The 16,572-nt window shown below is 70.0% G+C and carries 12 protein-coding genes; 8 read left to right on the top strand and 4 right to left on the bottom strand.

Features of this window, described 5'->3' with window-relative positions; genetic code table 11:
- Positions 1 to 3: 3 nt before the first annotated feature.
- The 4 genes from ACO2RJ_RS06365 to ACO2RJ_RS06350 are packed head-to-tail and all read right to left on the bottom strand — an operon-like array spanning position 4 to position 2,087.
- On the bottom strand, positions 4 to 684 hold the full coding sequence (locus ACO2RJ_RS06365; RefSeq protein ID WP_423267150.1) for a DUF599 domain-containing protein: 681 nt from the start codon (positions 682 to 684) through the stop codon (positions 4 to 6).
- A gap of 32 nt (positions 685 to 716) precedes the next feature.
- Complete coding sequence (locus ACO2RJ_RS06360; protein WP_423267149.1) at positions 717 to 1,154, bottom strand: DUF1489 family protein; 438 nt, start codon at positions 1,152 to 1,154, stop codon at positions 717 to 719.
- A gap of 19 nt (positions 1,155 to 1,173) precedes the next feature.
- The gene (locus tag ACO2RJ_RS06355; protein ID WP_423267148.1) at positions 1,174 to 1,602 is read right to left on the bottom strand and encodes a hypothetical protein; all 429 of its coding nucleotides are present in this window, start codon (positions 1,600 to 1,602) and stop codon (positions 1,174 to 1,176) included.
- Positions 1,603 to 1,637: 35 nt separating this feature from the next.
- Positions 1,638 to 2,087 carry an outer membrane protein assembly factor BamE gene (locus ACO2RJ_RS06350; protein WP_423267147.1) on the bottom strand — a complete coding sequence of 150 codons (450 nt, stop codon included), beginning with the start codon at positions 2,085 to 2,087 and terminating at the stop codon, positions 1,638 to 1,640.
- A gap of 184 nt (positions 2,088 to 2,271) precedes the next feature.
- Here ACO2RJ_RS06350 and ACO2RJ_RS06345 point away from each other — a divergent pair, with 184 nt between their 5' ends.
- The 8 genes from ACO2RJ_RS06345 to ACO2RJ_RS06310 all read left to right on the top strand — a co-directional run bounded on the left by ACO2RJ_RS06345 (position 2,272) and on the right by ACO2RJ_RS06310 (position 16,478).
- Positions 2,272 to 2,820 (top strand): ubiquinol-cytochrome C chaperone family protein, encoded by a 549-nt coding sequence (locus tag ACO2RJ_RS06345; protein ID WP_423267146.1) that lies wholly within the window; start codon positions 2,272 to 2,274, stop codon positions 2,818 to 2,820.
- On the top strand, positions 2,817 to 3,332 hold the full coding sequence (locus ACO2RJ_RS06340) for a YceD family protein (protein ID WP_423267145.1): 516 nt from the start codon (positions 2,817 to 2,819) through the stop codon (positions 3,330 to 3,332). Before ACO2RJ_RS06345 ends, ACO2RJ_RS06340 begins: the two co-directional genes overlap by 4 nt.
- A gap of 121 nt (positions 3,333 to 3,453) precedes the next feature.
- Positions 3,454 to 4,536 carry a phosphate acyltransferase PlsX gene (plsX, locus tag ACO2RJ_RS06335; RefSeq protein ID WP_423267144.1) on the top strand — a complete coding sequence of 361 codons (1,083 nt, stop codon included), beginning with the start codon at positions 3,454 to 3,456 and terminating at the stop codon, positions 4,534 to 4,536.
- Positions 4,533 to 5,510, top strand: coding sequence for a beta-ketoacyl-ACP synthase III (locus ACO2RJ_RS06330; protein ID WP_423267143.1), 978 nt, complete (start codon positions 4,533 to 4,535; stop codon positions 5,508 to 5,510). Before plsX ends, ACO2RJ_RS06330 begins: the two co-directional genes overlap by 4 nt.
- A gap of 131 nt (positions 5,511 to 5,641) precedes the next feature.
- Positions 5,642 to 5,974 (top strand): integration host factor subunit alpha, encoded by a 333-nt coding sequence (locus ACO2RJ_RS06325; RefSeq protein WP_423267142.1) that lies wholly within the window; start codon positions 5,642 to 5,644, stop codon positions 5,972 to 5,974.
- A complete protein-coding gene (locus ACO2RJ_RS06320) occupies positions 5,971 to 6,600 on the top strand; it encodes a MerR family transcriptional regulator (RefSeq protein ID WP_423267141.1) in 630 nt (209 codons plus the stop codon). The genes ACO2RJ_RS06325 and ACO2RJ_RS06320 overlap by 4 nt, the downstream gene beginning before the upstream one ends.
- A 91-nt stretch (positions 6,601 to 6,691) precedes the next feature.
- The gene (locus ACO2RJ_RS06315; RefSeq protein ID WP_423267140.1) at positions 6,692 to 8,680 is read left to right on the top strand and encodes an autotransporter assembly complex protein TamA; all 1,989 of its coding nucleotides are present in this window, start codon (positions 6,692 to 6,694) and stop codon (positions 8,678 to 8,680) included.
- A gap of 85 nt (positions 8,681 to 8,765) precedes the next feature.
- Positions 8,766 to 16,478 (top strand): translocation/assembly module TamB domain-containing protein, encoded by a 7,713-nt coding sequence (locus ACO2RJ_RS06310; protein ID WP_423267139.1) that lies wholly within the window; start codon positions 8,766 to 8,768, stop codon positions 16,476 to 16,478.
- The last annotated feature ends 94 nt before the right edge of the window (positions 16,479 to 16,572 follow it).

Raw genomic sequence — 16,572 nt, 5'->3', positions numbered from 1 at the left:
CCGTCATTCGCCGTACATCGCCGCCGCGAGCGGCTCCGAAGCGAACTGGCGGCGCCAGAGCACGACGACGACCGCCGCGGTCGTGACCATCAGCAGCGTCGGGCTCACGAACCAGCCGAGATAGGCGAGCGCGAAAAACAAGGTTCGCAGGCCGCGGTTGAAGTGCTTGCCCGCCGCCACGTTCATGCGCGCGGCCCGTTCGATCGCGATCGCCATCTCCGGAGTTCCGGCCCGGTTCGCCAGCGGCGTGCAGACGATCAGGATCGATCCGTAGTTGAACAGCCGATACGCCCACACGAATTTGAAGAAGGCGTAGACGAAGATCCCGGCGAAGCCGAGCACCTTGAGGTCGTAGAGCTGGGGCGTCGTGGCGATGCCGAAGGGCAGGGCCGCGAAGATCTGCACGGCCTCGTTGCTGGAGCGCAGGGCGGCGAGCGCGCCGCCGACGGCGAGCAGAGACGTCGAAGCGAAGAACGCCGCGCCGTTCTGAAGGCCCTGATTGGTGATGGAATCCGGCATTCGGGCGTCGCGCTCCGCCATCCGCTCCATCCAGTCGCGCCGCCGGCGCGCCATCGCGGAGTTCAGGCCGTTGGAGCGACGCTCCGAAAAGAAGTGATGCGCGAGCCACGCCCCGAGGAACAGGGCGACCGCGATCGCGTCGAGGATGCCAAGCGGTAAGGTCATGGCGCGATCCTAACCCGGAGGCGCCCCGTTCGTCACAGCAGTCCGAGGGTCTGAAGCTCTGCGATCAGATGGGCCGGCAGACCGGGCGCCAACCGCTCATCGTCGACGACGTCCGGCGGCGCCTCGTGTCCCGGCAGATAGCGCCAGCCCTGGAAGGGACGCCGCGGGGTCGGCCTGACGGCGACGAGATCCGGCGCCATCACGATCTCGCAGCGCTCGATCCCGTCGTCGCCCTTGACCGGACGAAGGTCCTTCAGCGGCTGACGCGCCAGGATCACGCCCTTGATCACCCAATAGAGCGAGCCGCCGTCGAGCAGTTCGGCGGCGCGCTTGGGCGCCATGCGGGTGGTGTGAACCTGCTCCTCAGCCGCGCCGCGCCGGCGGCGGTCGGCCATGCGCTCCTCGATCCACAGCCGGAGCTCTTCCGGCGAATCGCAGCCTACGCAGAGCTTCTGGAGATGCAGCGCCATGGCGGATGGGAGGTCCGTTTCAGATGCCGGGGGCGACCTGCCAGCCGTCAACGGTCATTCTGTTTCTAAGCCCGGCGCATTTCTGGGTCCTGACGCCCGGCAGCACGGGAATGGTCCGCCTGTTCGCGCGCGACAGGGCGTCCAGCGTCTCCCGGCATGCGATGACCTGCAGGCCGCGCGTGCTCTGAATCATCTTGTAGGCGTCGCGCTGGATCGACGACGTGCCGGGGATCGCCACGATGACCCCGCCGCCCGACAGGATGAGACGGAACTGCCGGCCGGGATGGCCCTTCACGAAATCGACGCCCGCTCGAAGCGCCCGCAGCGCGGCCGCCGGATTGTGGTCGGCGACCACGGTGAACTGCCGGTCTCCCGGCGCGGCCGCGGCGGGCGCCGCCGCCGCGAGCGCCGCCGAGGCGGCCAAGGCGAATCGTCCGATCGCACGCATCGATCCAAAGGCTCCGTATGCGACGCGGGGAACCGTCAATCCTCGAAGGACAGCACGCCCTTGAAGACCTGCTCGAGGAAGTTGCGCTCCTGGCCGGCGGTCGGCGTCACGTTGCCGATGAAGTCGAACAGCCTGCCGTCCTGGATGCCGAAGTTCGCGATGCGCTCGACCTTGCGGTCCTTGTTGAAATAGACGGCGAGAACCCGCTGATCCGTGATCGTGGGGTTCATGAAGGCGACGGCCCGGTGGGTCTTCTGCGAGATGTAGTAGTAGACCTCGCCCTTCAGCGTCGCCGTCGTCGACGGCGTGCCGAGCACCACCAGCACCTGCTCTTGGCTGGAGCCGACCGGCACCTGCTGAAGAGCGCTTTCCGAAATGACGTAACCCTTGGCCTGGTCTTCGGCGCAGCCGGCCAGCGCCGCGGCCCCGAGCGCGGCGGCGACCAGCGCGGCCATGCGGCCGGTTGCAAAGCGTGACCTATCCATGCCCGAAGCACCTCCCGATACGCGACGACGGAGGGCCCTCCGACCCGGCTGGCCCCCGACGATGCGGAGGCCTCTCCCCCCGAGACTTGCCCGCTCGCCGCACTTGGCGTAACCCGCGGCCGGCCCCAGTTCAACAGGCGAGGCGGTTGCGCGCCCTTGCGCGCCTCAGAGCGCGACGGACGGCATGATCTTTGATCTCCTGAGGAGGCGCGCGCCTCCGGCGCCCGGTCCGGCCGAGACGGCGCACGCCGCGATCGTCGAGCAGGCGCGCCGACCGTTCCTGTACCGGGAACTCGGCGCGCCCGACACCCTGCCGGGCCGTTTCGAGGTTCTCGTGCTGCACGCCGCGCTCTATTTGAGGCGTTTGCGCAGCGAAGGGTCGGACGCCCAAGGGTTGGGGCAGGAGGTCTTCGACGCGCTTTTCCGGGCGCTCGACGCCAATCTGCGCGAGATCGGAATCGGAGACCTCACGGTGCCGAAAAAGATGAACACGATGGTTCGATCGTTCTACGACGGCGCTGCGACCTATGATTCGGCCCTCGACGCGGGCGACGGAGCGGCGCTTGAGGAGGCCCTCGCGCGGATCGTTTATGGCGGCGCGCCCGCCGATCCCGGCGCGCCCGCTCGCCTCGCGGCCTATGTCCGGCGCGCCGAAGCCGCTCTGGCCGCTCAGCCGCCGAGCGAGCTGCTGACCCGGGGTCCGCGCTTTCCTGATGAGGAGCGCCCGTCATGACCGACGCGCCGCCGCTGTCCCGTCCGCTGGCCGTCTCCTCGGTCGCGCTCGAAGGTCTCTCGGTCGACGTCGTCGCAGACGCCGCGGAGCGCGCCGCGCTTGCGGCGGTGAACGAAACGGAATCGATCGAGACGTTCGTCGCTCGCCTGCGGGTTCGGCCGCTTGGCCGCGACGCGGTGGAGGTCACGGGAATTGTGGAGGCCGAGGCGACCCGGCTGTGCGTCGTCACGCTCGAGCCGTTCGTCGAAGTCGTGCGGGAGGAGGTCGCCGTCCGTTTCGCGCCGCGGGCGCCGGGCGAGCCAGACGGCGAGGCCGACGACGCTCCGGATCCGCTGATCGGCGATACGGTCGATCTGGGAGCCGTCGCCGCGGAGTTCTTCACCCTCGGACTGGATCTCCACCCCCGCAAGCCCGACGCGGTGTTCAACAGCCCGACGCCCCCGGACGACGACGACGCTTCGCCCTTCGCGGCCCTGCGCGCCGTCGCGCGCCGCGGCGGAGACGGCGAATGAGCACGGAGCCGTCAAGGGTTGCCACGCTTACGGCAGTCGTTATGGTCCGCCCGCGCCGGGCGAGCCCCCTTCCACCGCCCGCCGCCACCAAGAGGGCTCGAGGCTCCCGGCCGCAGGACGAATGACAGACAAAGTTCGCATCGCACTGGACGCCATGGGCGGCGACCACGGCCCCGACGTCGTCGCTCCCGGCGCGGCGATCGCCTTGGCGCGCAAGCCCGATCTCACATTCCTGTTCGTGGGCGACGAGGCCCGTATCCGGCCCCTGATCGACCGCGATCCTGCGCTCAAGGCGGCCTCGGAGATCCTGCACACCGACGTCGCCGTCCGGATGGAGGACAAGCCGAGCGTCGCCCTGCGCAAGGGACGCTATAAATCCTCGATGTGGCTTGCGCTCGACGCGGTGAAGCAGCGCAAGGCCGACGCGGCGATCTCGGCGGGCAACACCGGCGCGCTGATGGCGATGTCGCGCTTCTGCGTGCGCATGACGCCCGGCGTCGAACGGCCGGCGATCGCCGCCATCTGGCCGACGCTGCGCGGCGAAAGCATCGTGCTCGACGTCGGCGCGACCATCGGCGCCGACGCCCGCCAGCTCGTGACCTTCGCGGTGATGGGCGCCGCGATGGCGCGCATTCTGTTCGACATCGAGCGGCCGACGGTCGGCCTGCTCAATGTCGGCGTCGAGGAGATCAAGGGCGTCGAGCAGGTGAAGGAGGCCGCCCGGCTGCTGCGCGAGGAAGGCTTCGCCTCGCTCGACTTCCGGGGCTTCGTCGAGGGCGACGATCTCGGCAAGGGCACGGTCGACGTGGTCGTGACCGAAGGATTCTCCGGCAACATCGCGCTGAAGACCGCCGAGGGCACCGCGCGCCAGATCGGCGAGTATCTCCGTTCGGCGATCAGCCGGACCCTGCTGTCGAAGATTGGATACGTCCTGGCCAAGCATGCGTTCGACACGCTGCGGGACAAGATGGACCCCCGCAAAGTGAACGGAGGCGTCTTTCTCGGCCTCGACGGCGTGGTGATTAAAAGTCATGGCGGCACGGACGCGGAAGGTTTCGCGTCGGCCGTCGAACTTGGATACGACATGGCCCGATACGATCTGATGGCGAAGATCCAGCAGGGCCTCGCCCATGAGCAGGCGGGACGGTCGGCCGAAGACGAGAGCGCTCGGACGACGGCCGCTCTGGCCGGGGCGGCGTCGTGACGCGCATTCGCTCCGTCGTCCGTGGCTGCGGCTCCTACCTCCCCGCGGAAATACTGACCAACGAAGAGCTCGCCAAGTCGGTCGACACCTCCGACGAGTGGATCGTGCAGCGCACCGGCATTCGATCGCGTCATCTCGCCGCCCCAGGCGAGATGACCTCGGATCTGGCGATCGCCGCGTCCAAGGCAGCCTTGGCCGACGCCGGCATGGACGCATCCGAAATCGATCTGATCGTGCTCGCGACCTCGACGCCGGACAATACGTTTCCGGCGAGCGCGACGACCGTGCAGGCCGCGCTCGGCATCCACCACGGCTTCGCCTTCGATCTTCAGGCGGTGTGCTCGGGCTTCGTCTATGCGATCGCGGTCGCGGACAAGTTCCTGGTGTCGGGCCAGTACAAGCGGGCGCTGGTGATCGGCGCCGAGACGTTTTCGCGCATCCTCGACTGGACCGACCGCACGACCTGCGTGCTGTTCGGCGACGGCGCCGGCGCGGTGATCCTCGAAGCCACGGAGCAGCCCGGCGACGCCGCGGACCGCGGCGTGCTGACGACGCATCTCCGATCGGACGGCCGCCACAAGGCGAAACTCTTCGTCGACGGCGGCCCGTCGTCGACTGGCACGGTCGGGCATGTGCGCATGGAGGGGCGCGAGGTGTTCCGCCATGCGGTCGGCATGATCACCGACGTGATCAAGGACGCCTACGCCGCGACCGGCGAGAGTTCGGCTTCGATCGACTGGTTTGTGCCGCATCAGGCGAACCGCCGGATCATCGACGCCAGCGCGCAGAAGCTCGGCATCCCGCCCGAGAAGGTTGTCGTGACAGTCGATCGCCACGGCAACACTTCGGCGGCTTCGATCCCGCTTGCGCTCGCCGCCGCGCGCGCCGACGGACGGATCAAACAGGGAGACCTCGTGCTGCTCGAGGCGATGGGCGGCGGCTTCACCTGGGGATCCGCTCTGCTCCGCTGGTGAGCGCTCGATAACGCGGCTCTCGTTTGAGTGATCTGCGACGTTGACCGACCGGGTACGGGCACATAGCCTTCGACGGTCGAAACTGACGCGGACGAACACGCGCGCGACGATGGGCAGGGGGGATGACACGAATGGCGGGGCGCACCGTGACGCGTGCGGATTTGTGCGAGGCGGTCTATCAGAAGGTCGGCCTGTCGCGGACGGAATCCGCCGCTCTGGTCGAAATGGTTCTGGCTGAGATCGGCGACTGCCTCGAGCGCGGCGAGACAGTGAAGCTGTCGTCGTTCGGCTCGTTCGTCGTGCGCGACAAGGGGCAGCGGGTCGGCCGCAATCCGAAGAGCGGGCAGGAGGTGCCGATCCCGCCGCGTCGGGTGATGGTGTTCAAGCCGTCCAACATCCTGAAGCACCGCATCAATGGCGGCGCCGAGGACGACGCTCCGAAGGCGAGGAACGGCTCGACGTGACGCAGGATTTCGACGATTCCGCTGACAACGCGCCGGATGGTCCCGCCAAGGGACCGGAGGCGTTCCGGACCATCAGCGAAGTCGCCGAAGAGCTGCAACTTCCGCAGCACGTGCTGCGGTTCTGGGAAAGTCGATTCCCGCAGATCAAGCCGATCAAGCGCGGAGGAGGGCGACGCTATTATCGTCCGGGCGACGTCGATCTGCTGCGCGGCGTCAAGCAGTTGCTCTACGGCGAGGGCTACACCATCCGCGGCGTGCAACGGATCCTGCGCGAGCAGGGCGGGCGCCGCAACGCCAGCGCCGTCGGCGCGCTCGCGGCCGCGTCGTCCGTCACAAACCGTGAAGACCGCTCGCCGCAGCCTCCGGCCGGCTTGGTGATGGAGGCCGGCCCGGAGATGTGGGCCCCCGCGGCGCGGCGCGCCGTTCCCCCCCGATCGACTGCGTCCCAGGGTGGCGATCCGATCGCCCCCGAGGCGACGTATGCCGCTGAAAGCCGGCCGGACGAGGTCGTCGCGCCGGAGCCTGTCTCGGTTCGGTCCGGATTGACCGAGGATCAGGCGGCTCGGCTGTCGGCCGCGCTCGCCGAGCTCGAGGTCTGCCGGAGCCTGTTGGCGAAGCGGCTCTGACCGACGCGGCGCTTTGTCGTTTGGCGGTGGGCCGACGATCCGTTAACGGGATGGGAACGGTATCGGGATGCAGGTGGGGGACTGGCGGGGAGTGGTCGCGTTGCGTAATGGCCCAAGCTGCGCCTTGATCGGCCGCTTGTTGGCTGCGGGCCTCGCCTGCGGGCTGACGGACGCCGCGCGCGCCCAGCCGGCTCCGGAAGGGCCTGCGCCCGCCGCCGCAGCCGCGGTGCCGGGCGTCGCCTACGCAACCTCGGTCACGGTCGAGGGCGGAGACGCGGCCGTCGAGAAGATCGCAAACGACACCTCATCCCTCAAGACGCTGGAGAAGGACGCGCCGCCGGGACCGCCCGGCCTCGTCGGCCGCGCCAAGGCCGACATCGAGCGCATCTCCGCGGCTCTGAACGCGACCGGGCGCTATGGCGCGATCGTCGACGTGACCATCGCCGGCGTGCCGGCCTCGTCGGAGGCCGCCTCCAACGCGGCCCAGCGCGCTCCGAAGCCGGTCCCCGTCGTGATCCGGATCAATCCGGGTCCCGTGTTCACGTTCGGCGCCGTCCGGCTGCGCAGCGTCGACCGAGCGGCGGGGCCGATCGTCGCCGGAATCGAATTGCGCAAGGTCGGGCTGAAGCCCGGCGATCCCGCGCCGTCGGCCGCCGTCCTGTCCGCCGAGTCCAAGATCGTCGACCGCCTTCGAAACGAAGGCTACCCGTTCGCGGCGGTGAAGGGCCGCGACGCGGTGGCGGACCATACCCGCAAGCAGCTCGACCTCACGATCGACGTCGCGGCCGGCGCGCTGGCTCCCTTCGGCGAAGTGACCGTCAAGGGCACGAAGGAGGTCGACCCGGAGGTCGTCCGCGGTCGCGTGCCCTTCAAGCCCGGCGAGAAATACAGCCCCGAGAAGATCGCGGAGCTGCGCGAAGAGATCGCCAAGCTCGACGTGTTCTCTTCGATCCGGATCCGCGAGGGAACCGAGCCGGACGCGACCGGCCGCGTGCCAGTCACGATCGAGGTCGAGGAGAAGAAGTTCCGCTACGTGGGCGCCGCCGCAAAATACGACACGACCGACGGCGCGGCGGTCAACGCCTATTGGGGCCACCGGAACCTGTTCGGCGGCGCCGAGAAGCTGAGGATCGAGGCCGGCGTGTCGCGCCTGATCACCAACGCGCCGGAGGATTACGAGTACAAGTTTCGAACCCAGTTCGAGAAGCCCGGCGTCTGGACCGGTTTCGACGACCTGCTGATCGAGCTCGAGGCGATGCGCGAGCGGCCGGACGCCTATTGGCGCGACGGCGTCCGCGGCGCGGCGGCGATCCGCCGGCGGCTGACGAGCGATCTGTCGATCCAGGCGGGAGTCGAGGCGGAGGGCTCGACCATCCGGGACACGTTCGGCGAGCGCGACTACCTTCTGCTCGGCGTGCCGCTCAGCGTCACCTACGACAGCACCAACAACAAGCTCGACCCGACGGAAGGCATCCGCGCGACGCTCTCGGCCGCCCCCTACTGGAATCGCCCCGGCAAAGCGTCGAACAAGGCCCTGCAGGACGACGAGGCGAAGTCGGTCAACATCTTCAAGGGACAGATCTCGACCTACTACGCGCTCGACGAGGACGCCTGGTACGTGCTCGCGGGCAAGATCGGCGTCGGGTCGATCATCGGACCGACGTCGACCGCGGCGGTGCCGGCGAACCGGCGCTTCTTCGCCGGCGGCGGCGGATCGATCCGCGGCTTCGCCTATCAGAGCGCGAGCCCGTTCTGCATGCCGAAGCGCCGCGAAGGCAAGAAGCGGCTGGAGTGCGACGACGACCAGCCGCTCGGCGGCCGCAGTCTGCTGGAGACGTCGTTCGAGGCGCGCATCAAAGTGACCGACACGATCGGCATCGTGCCCTTCGTCGACGCCGGCGCCGCCTTCGACAAGGAGTTCCCGGATTTCAAGGAGGACATCCGCGTCGGCGCCGGCCTCGGCCTGCGCTATTACACGGCGATCGGTCCGATCCGCGTCGACGTGGCGACGCCCGTGATGGGCCGCAGCAAGAACGATCCGCGCGTCGCGTTCTACGTCAGCATCGGCCAGTCATTCTGACGCATCGCAGGATTGCGGCGCTTCGAGGCGTCAGAGGGAAGTAAGGTCGAAGGGCGGCGTCCTCGACCATGACGAACGGAATGAGATGGCGATCCTGAAGCGCGCCCTAATCGTCCTTGGCGTCCTGCTGCTGATCCCAGTGGTGGTGCTGGCGGCCGTCCTGTTCTACCTGACGACCGCGCCCGGCCTCGCGACCATCGCCAGCCTGACCTCGAAATACGCCAGCTCCGACTCGACCAAGATCACGATCGGCGGCATCGAGGGCTCCTTCCCGTACGACCTGACGCTGCGGGACGTGCGCCTCTCTGACCCTAAGGGCGAGTGGGCCACTATCGACCGTGCGCGCGTCGAGTGGTCGCCACTCCAGCTCTACCAGCGCCGGCTGACGATCGACCTCGTCGATCTCGGCCGCGTCGCGATCGCGCGGCCGCCGGAATATCCGGAAAGCGACGAGCCGACGCCCGCTCCCGATCCCAACGCGCCGCTGTTTCCCGAGCTTCCGATCGAGATCCGGCTCGACAAATTCATGCTGGCCGACCTCGATCTCGCCGAGCCGGTGATCGGCGCGCCGGCCCGCCTCTCGGCGACGGCCTCCGCGTTGGTGCGCAAGCCGGCCGAGGGAATTTCGGCCGAGTTCGACGTCCGCCGGATCGACGGGCAGGACGGCCGCTTCGCCGGCAAGGCGCAGTTCGTTCCCGCCACCAACGCGGTGCAGATCTCGCTGCGCGGCGGCGAGCCGGCGGGAGGGCTGATCGCGCGCGTGGCGCAGCTGCCGGGCCTGCCGCCGATCGACCTCGGTCTTGAAGGCTCCGGGACGCTTGACGCGCTGCGCGCGCAGCTCGTGCTGACGGCAGGCGATCAAGGGCGCATCGACGGCGTGTTCGACGTCCGTCGCGAACAGAAGACGCGCCGGATCAAGCTGATGCTCGACGGCGACGTCGCAGGCCTCGCCCCGCCGCAGTTCGCCGAGCTCGCCGCCGGCAAGACGAAGGTCGCCGCCGAAGCGGTCGTGCCCGACGAAGGGCCCATCGACCTGATCGACGCCACCGTCGACGCGGCGGCCGCCCGGCTTGGCGTCCGCGGAAAGATCGACACGGCGAAGGAGACCGTCGACCTCGCTTACGATCTGCGGGCCGGCGACGCGGCGCGCTTCGCCGGGGTTCTTCCGCCCGGCTCGTCCTGGGCGTCGCTCACCGTCCTTGGAACGGCGAAGGGGCCGCTCGACCATCCCGCCGTCAACGCCACGATCGACGGCGGCGGCCTCGCTGCGCCTCAGGGCGGGGCGGAGACGGCCCGGGTCATCCTGAGCGCGACGCCGAACGGTCCCCTGATGGACGAGACCACACAAGTCGCCGCCGTGGTCGACGCGACCGCTGAGGGCGTGAAATTCGCCGACGACCGGCTGTTCACGCTCGGCCGCAGCTTCTCTCTGTCGGCCGCGGCCACCTCGAATTTGAAGGGCTACGCCGACATCGAGCGGGCCGAGGTCAAGCTGGCGGACGTCCGGGCGACCTATGCGGGAACGGCGTCGCCGGAGGCGGCGAAGGGCAAGGCGACCGTGTCCGCGGGCGACCTGTCGACGCTCGCGCCGCTCGTCGGCCGGCCGCTGGCGGGTTCGATCGATCTCGCGAGCGACCTCGACGTCGTCTTCGATCTTTCCCGCGTGGTGGTTTCCGCGAACGGCTCGGGCAGCGGGCTCGTCACCGGCGTTCCACAGGTCGACGCGTTGACCGGCGGAGACCTGACGATCAAGGGCGGCGTGACGCGCGGCGCGGACGGCGCGTTCGCCTTCCAGGGTCTCGATCTGCGCGGCGACCACGTCACGGTCACCGCCGACGGCGTGGCCACGCGGGAGCGCGCCGACGCCAAGATCACGGCCGAAGTCGAGGATCTCGCCCTGGTCGATCCGCGCGCAGGCGGCAAGGCGACGGTGAACGCCGACCTGTCTGGCCGGCTCGACGATCTCGCCCTCAAGGCGGTCGTGTCTCTTCCGGAGGGCCGCGCCCTCGACCGCAAGCTCGAAGGCGTGGAGATCAACGTCGACGCCACCGACGTCACCGGGGACGTCAGCGGCACGGTGGAGGTCGCAGGCTCGCTGGACGGGAAGCCCGTCAAGGGATCGGCGAAGCTCGTCACCGAGATCACCGGCGTCCGCCGCATCCAGGGCCTCGATCTCGACGTGGCGTCGGCGAAGGCCAGCGGCGACGTTTCGGTCACTCCGGACGGTCTTGCGACCGGCAAGCTCGCCGTCGCGGCTCCCGATCTCTCCGAGGTCGGCGCGCTGGCGCTCACGCAGCTTGCGGGCAGCCTCGACGCAGACATCGATCTTTCGGTCCAGAACGGCGTGCAGCGCGCGGTCGTCAAGGCGAGCGGCGCGAACGTCACCGCGCCTGGGGCGAAAATCGGCTCGATCGAGGTCGCGGCGACGGTGGTCGATCCGACCGGCAAGATCACGATCGACGGAACGGCGAACGGCTCGGCCATCGCCGCCGGCGGGCAGGTCATCGACCGGCTCGCGATGGTCGCGAAGGGCGCGCCGGACGGCATGGACGTCACGCTCGATCTCGGCGCCCAGGGCTCGTCGGTCTCGACCGACGCCCGCGTCGCCTACGCCCCGAACGAGACGAGAATCGACCTCGCGCGGCTCGACATCACAGGCGGCGGCCGCAAGGCGGCGCTCGCGGCTCCGGCCAGGCTCCGGGTCATCGGTTCCGAGGTCGCGATCGACGCGTTTTCGCTGCGGTCGGACCAGGGCGGCGTGCTGAACGTCACCGGCCGCGCCGGCGAGCAGCTCGACCTGACGGTGGGCTTGCGCGAGCTGCCGCTCGCGCTCGGCAACGCCTTCACTCCGGGGCTCGGCCTCGGCGGCATGGCGCAGGGCGACGCCCGGGTCACCGGCCCCGCCGCTGCGCCCAACGCCGTTTTCGACCTCAGCGTCGCCGACCTCTCGATCGCGCAGTTTCGCGACGCCAAGGTTCCACCGCTGACCCTCGCGGCCAAGGGCCGGCTCGAAGGCCAGCGTGTCGTAGCGGACGCCAGCGTCACCGGCGCGGGCGGCCTGGAAATGACGGCGCAAGGCTCCGCGCCGCTCGGCGAGGGCGACCTCGACATGACGGTCGGGCTGAAGAGCGTGCCGCTTGCGCTCGCCAACGCCTTCCAGCCCGATCTCGGTCTCGGCGGCCGGCTCGCCGGCGACGTCCGGATCACCGGACCCATCGCCCGGCCGCGCGGGACCTACGCGGCGCGCGTGGTCGACTTCACCTCCGCGAAGGCGCGCAGCGTTCCCGCGATCACGATCGACGCCAAGGGCGAACTGCTCGGCGACCGCGTCACCACCGACACCACTTTGTCTGGCGGCGGCGGGATCGGCCTCGTCGCGCGCGGTTCGGCGCCGCTGAGCAAAGGCGACGTCGATATGAGCGTCGCCATCAAGGAACTGCCCCTCGCGCTCGCCAACGCCTTCGCGCCCGAACTCGGTCTCGGCGGCGACCTGCGCGGCGACGTGCGGCTGAGCGGGCCGATCGACGCGCCGCGCGGCAACTACAATCTGCGCGTGACGAACCTCGTCGCGGCCCAGGCGAAGGCGCTTGGCGCCATCCAGATCGACGCCCGCGGAGCGCTCGAGGGCCCCCGGGTGACGACGCTCACCAACGTCACCGGCGGCGGCGGCCTCAACATCCGCGCCGAGGGGTTCGCGCCGCTCGGCGACGGGGATCTCGGCATGGACGTGACGATCCGCGAGGTTCCGCTCAAGATCGCCAACGCCTTCATGCCGGAGCTCGGCCTCGGCGGCGAACTGAAGGGCGCCGTGCGGCTGACCGGCTCAGCCAAAGCGCCCTCCGGGACTTACGATCTAACGGTGTCCGATCTGACGTCGGCGCAGGCGCGCGGCGTGCCGGCGCTGCTCGTCGTCGCCCGCGGCGAATTGCAGCCGAAGCGCGTCACCACCGACGCCGTGATCTCCGGCGGCGGCGGCATCCAGGCGACGGCGAAAGGCTCCGCGCCGATCGGCGAGGGCGACGTCGACATGACGATCGGCCTCAAGGAATTTCCGCTGGCGCTCGCCAACGTCGCCGCCCCCGAGCTCGGACTCGACGGCGTCGCGCGCGGGCAGGCGCAGGTCTCCGGCCCGGTCACCCGGCCGCGGGGGACCTATGACCTCGTCGTCGCCGGCCTGAAGACGGCGAAGGCCAGGGACCTTCCGGCGCTCGAGGTCGCGGCGCGCGGAACGCTGGAGGGCGACCGCGCGACGACGGACGCCACGATCACCGGCGGCGGCGGCCTCAGCGTCGTGGCGAAGGGCTCGGCGCCGCTCGGCGACGGCGATCTCGACATGACCGTCTCGATTCGTGATCTCCCGCTCAAGATCGCGAACAGCGTCCGGCCGGACCTCGGTCTCGACGGCTCGCTGCGCGGCGACGTCAAGGCGACCGGTCCGATCAAGGCGCCGGTCGGAACCTACGACGTCGAAATCACCGGCCTGGTCGCGGCGGCCGCGAAGGGCGTTCCGCCGCTGAGGGTGATCGCGCGCGGCGACCTGCAGGGCGACCGCGTCACCACCGACACCTCGATCACAGGGGCCGGCGGCATCAACGTCGCGGCCCGCGGCTCGGCGCCGCTGGGGCAGGGCGACCTGAACATGCTGGTGACGATCCGCGGGCTTCCCCTCGCGATCGCCAATGGCGTGAAGCCAGAGCTCGGGCTCGGCGGCACGCTGCGCGGCGACGTCAAGCTCACCGGTCCCGCGACCAAGCCCGTCGGCTCCTACGACGTCACCGTGGCCGATCTCGTGGCGGCGCCCGCGAAGGGCGTCCCGCCGCTGCAGGTCGCGGCGAAGGGCGAGCTTCTCGGCGACCGTGCGACGACCGACACCGTCATCACGGGCGAGGGCGGGATCAGCCTGACCGCCAAGGGCTCCGCGCCGATCGGCGACGGCGACCTCGATATGGCGGTCGCGATCCGTCAGCTGCCGCTGGCGCTCGCCAACGGCGTGAAGCCGGAGCTCGGGCTCGGCGGCACGCTGCGCGGCGACGTCAGGATCAACGGACCGGTCACGAGGCCTCTCGGCGCATACAATCTCACGGTCACCGATCTGACGGCGGCGCAGGCCAAGGGCGTCCCGCCGCTTCAGGTCGCGACCAGAGGCGATTTGCTCGGCGAGCGCGTCACGACGGACACGACCGTGACGGGGCAGGGCAGGGTGAGCCTGACCGCGAAGGGGTCTGCGCCGATCGGCGACGGCGATCTCGACATGGCGGTGGCGATCCGCGAGCTGCCGCTGGCGCTCGCGAATGGGTTCAAGCCGGAGCTCGGCCTCGGCGGGACCCTGCGCGGCGACGCGAAGGTGGCGGGTCCCATCGCCGCCCCGCGCGGAACCTATGACGTCACTGTGGTGGACTTGGTCGCGGCGCCCGCCAAGGGCGTGCCTGCGCTCAAGATCACGAGCCGGGGCGCGCTCGAGGGCGAACGGGTGACCACCGACACCGAGATCTCCGGCGGCGGCGGCGTCAGCCTGACCGCGAAGGGCTCGGCGCCGATCGGGCAGGGGCCCGTCGACATGACCGTCGCGATCCGCGAAATCCCGCTCGCCCTCGCCAACGCGTTCCAGCCGTCGCTCGGCCTCGGCGGCGTGCTCCGCGGCGACGCCAAGGTCGGCGGCACGATCAGCGCGCCGCAGGGAACCTACGATCTCACGATCGCGAACCTGACCTCCGCCCAGGCCAAGGGCGTCCAGCCGCTGCAGATCGCGACCCGCGGGACGCTCGAGGGCGGCCGCGTGACGACCGCTACGGCGCTCACCGGGGGCGGCGGCGTCCGTCTCACGGCCAAAGGCGTCGTGCCGCTGGACAGCGGCGCCATGGACATGACCGTCGACATCGCCGAGCTGCCGCTCGCAATCGCCAATGGCTTCTCGCCCGGCCTCGGCCTCGGCGGAAAGCTTGCAGGCGGCGCCAAGGTCGCAGGCCCACTGTCGGCGCCCGCCGGAACCTACGACCTGCGCGTCACCGGCCTCACCTCCGCAATGGCGAAGGGCGTCCCGGCGATCCAGATCACGGCCAAGGGCGCTCTCGGCGGCGGCCGCGTCACGACCGACACCGCGGTCTCCGGCGGAGGCGGACTCCGGATCACGGCCAAGGGCTCCGGCCCCATGTCGGCGTCGGGCGCGCTCGATGTGGCGGTCGACATCAACGCCGTGCCGCTTGCGCTGGCCAACGGCTTCTCGCCGGGGCTCGGCGCCAATGGCGCGCTGTCGGGCGACGCGAAGGTTGGCGGCACGATCGCGGCTCCTTCCGGAACATACAATCTGCGGGTCGTGAATCTGTCGACCGCGGCGACCCGCGCCGCAGGCGTCCCGGCCGCCCAGATCAACTCGAAGGGGCGGATCGAAAACCTGCGCGTCGTCACCGACACGGTCGTGACGGGAGCCGGGGGCTTGCGGGTGAACGCCCGCGGCTCCGCGCCGCTCGGAGCGGGCAATCTCGACCTGTCGGTCGACGGGCGCGCGCCGCTCGGATTCCTCAATGACACGCTGTCTGTGTCCGGCGACCGGATCGACGGCGCCGCGACGTTCGACGTCAAGGTCGGCGGACCAGTGTCGGCCCCCCGCATCGAGGGCCGCGCGCAGCTCGCCAACGCGTCCTATTCGAACCGCGCGTCCGGGCTTCAGCTCCGGGCGATCAACGCGGCGATCGCCGCGAACGGGACCAAGATCAACGTCACGAGCCTGCGCGCCACCACCCGCAACGGCGGGACCATCACCGGTTCCGGCCAGGTCGACGTCAATCCGGCGGCCGGCTTCCCCGGCCAGATCAACTTCCGCGCCCAGAATGCAGAGGTGATGGGCACCGACGTGGTGACCGCCATCACCGACGCCGATCTGCGGCTGCAGGGGCCGCTGGCGCGCCGGCCGGTGATCACCGGCACGATCAACACGCGATCGATCGAAGTGCAAATACCCGACCGAATCCCTGCGGCCTACACGCCTCTTCCAAACGTCCGGCACCGCAACGCGCCGCCCCAGATCGCCCGACAGGCGAACGCGGTGAACGCCGGCAAAGCCAAGGGCGGCTCGAAGGAGGACGCCTTCCTCGCGACGCTCGACATCGACGTGCGCGCCGACAACCGCATTTTCATCCGCGGCATGGGCATGCAGGCCGAGGCCGGCGGCCAGATCAAGATCACCGGCACCTCGGCCAATCCCGTTCCGATAGGCGGCTTCCAACTCCGCCCCGGACGGAGCGCGATCACTGTGATCGGCAAGAAGCTCGACTTCACGCGCGGCGAGCTGTCCTTCGCCGGCGATCTCGATCCCACGCTCGATTTCCTCGCCGAGACCAAGGCGAAGGACATCACGGCGCAGGTCATCGTGACCGGCACGGCGTCGCGGCCGAAGATCGAGTTCGGGTCCAATCCGCAGGTCCCGCCGGACGAGGTGCTGTCCCGGCTGCTGTTCAACAAGGCGTCCGGCGAGTTGTCGCCAACCCAGGCGCTCACGCTCGCCCAGGCCGTCGCTCAGTACAGCGGTGTCGGCGGCGGAGGCGGGGGGCCGCTCGAAGGCCTGCGGAAGGGGCTCGGGGTCGACTCGCTCGACATCGCCGCCGGAGGGGAAGGCGGCCCCGGCTTGGGCGTCGGCCGCTACATCTCCGACAACATCTATCTTGGTTTCCGCCAGGGCACGACGCCGGAATCCACGAACGTGACGGTGGACGTCGACATCACGGACAACATCAAGGCCCAGGCTGAGGCGGGCGCGGCCGGCAACACATCGGCGGGCGTCGCCGTGGAGTGGGATTACTGAACCGTCGCGGCGCTCGGCCACGCGGGCATGCGATTTCGGGTGATCTCCCCGGGTGTGTAGATGCTATAAGCGCCCGACGAGTTTCGGCATGCGC

This window comes from Hansschlegelia sp. KR7-227, assembly GCF_049446035.1.
Classification (GTDB): Bacteria; Pseudomonadota; Alphaproteobacteria; order Rhizobiales; family Methylopilaceae; genus Methylopila.
This window is presented reverse-complemented; position numbering and strand designations above follow the sequence as displayed.

What these genes read in the sequence shown, in the direction of transcription:
- ACO2RJ_RS06360 (WP_423267149.1), bottom strand. Translation starts at nt 1,154, where the DNA reads ATGGCGCTGCATCTCCAGAAGCTCTGCGTAGGCTGCGATTCGCCGGAA.
- plsX (WP_423267144.1), top strand. Translation starts at nt 3,454, where the DNA reads ATGACAGACAAAGTTCGCATCGCACTGGACGCCATGGGCGGCGACCAC.
- ACO2RJ_RS06325 (WP_423267142.1), top strand. Translation starts at nt 5,642, where the DNA reads ATGGCGGGGCGCACCGTGACGCGTGCGGATTTGTGCGAGGCGGTCTAT.
- ACO2RJ_RS06350 (WP_423267147.1), bottom strand. Translation starts at nt 2,087, where the DNA reads ATGGATAGGTCACGCTTTGCAACCGGCCGCATGGCCGCGCTGGTCGCC.
- ACO2RJ_RS06310 (WP_423267139.1), top strand. Translation starts at nt 8,766, where the DNA reads ATGGCGATCCTGAAGCGCGCCCTAATCGTCCTTGGCGTCCTGCTGCTG.
- ACO2RJ_RS06345 (WP_423267146.1), top strand. Translation starts at nt 2,272, where the DNA reads ATGATCTTTGATCTCCTGAGGAGGCGCGCGCCTCCGGCGCCCGGTCCG.
- ACO2RJ_RS06340 (WP_423267145.1), top strand. Translation starts at nt 2,817, where the DNA reads ATGACCGACGCGCCGCCGCTGTCCCGTCCGCTGGCCGTCTCCTCGGTC.
- ACO2RJ_RS06355 (WP_423267148.1), bottom strand. Translation starts at nt 1,602, where the DNA reads ATGCGTGCGATCGGACGATTCGCCTTGGCCGCCTCGGCGGCGCTCGCG.
- ACO2RJ_RS06365 (WP_423267150.1), bottom strand. Translation starts at nt 684, where the DNA reads ATGACCTTACCGCTTGGCATCCTCGACGCGATCGCGGTCGCCCTGTTC.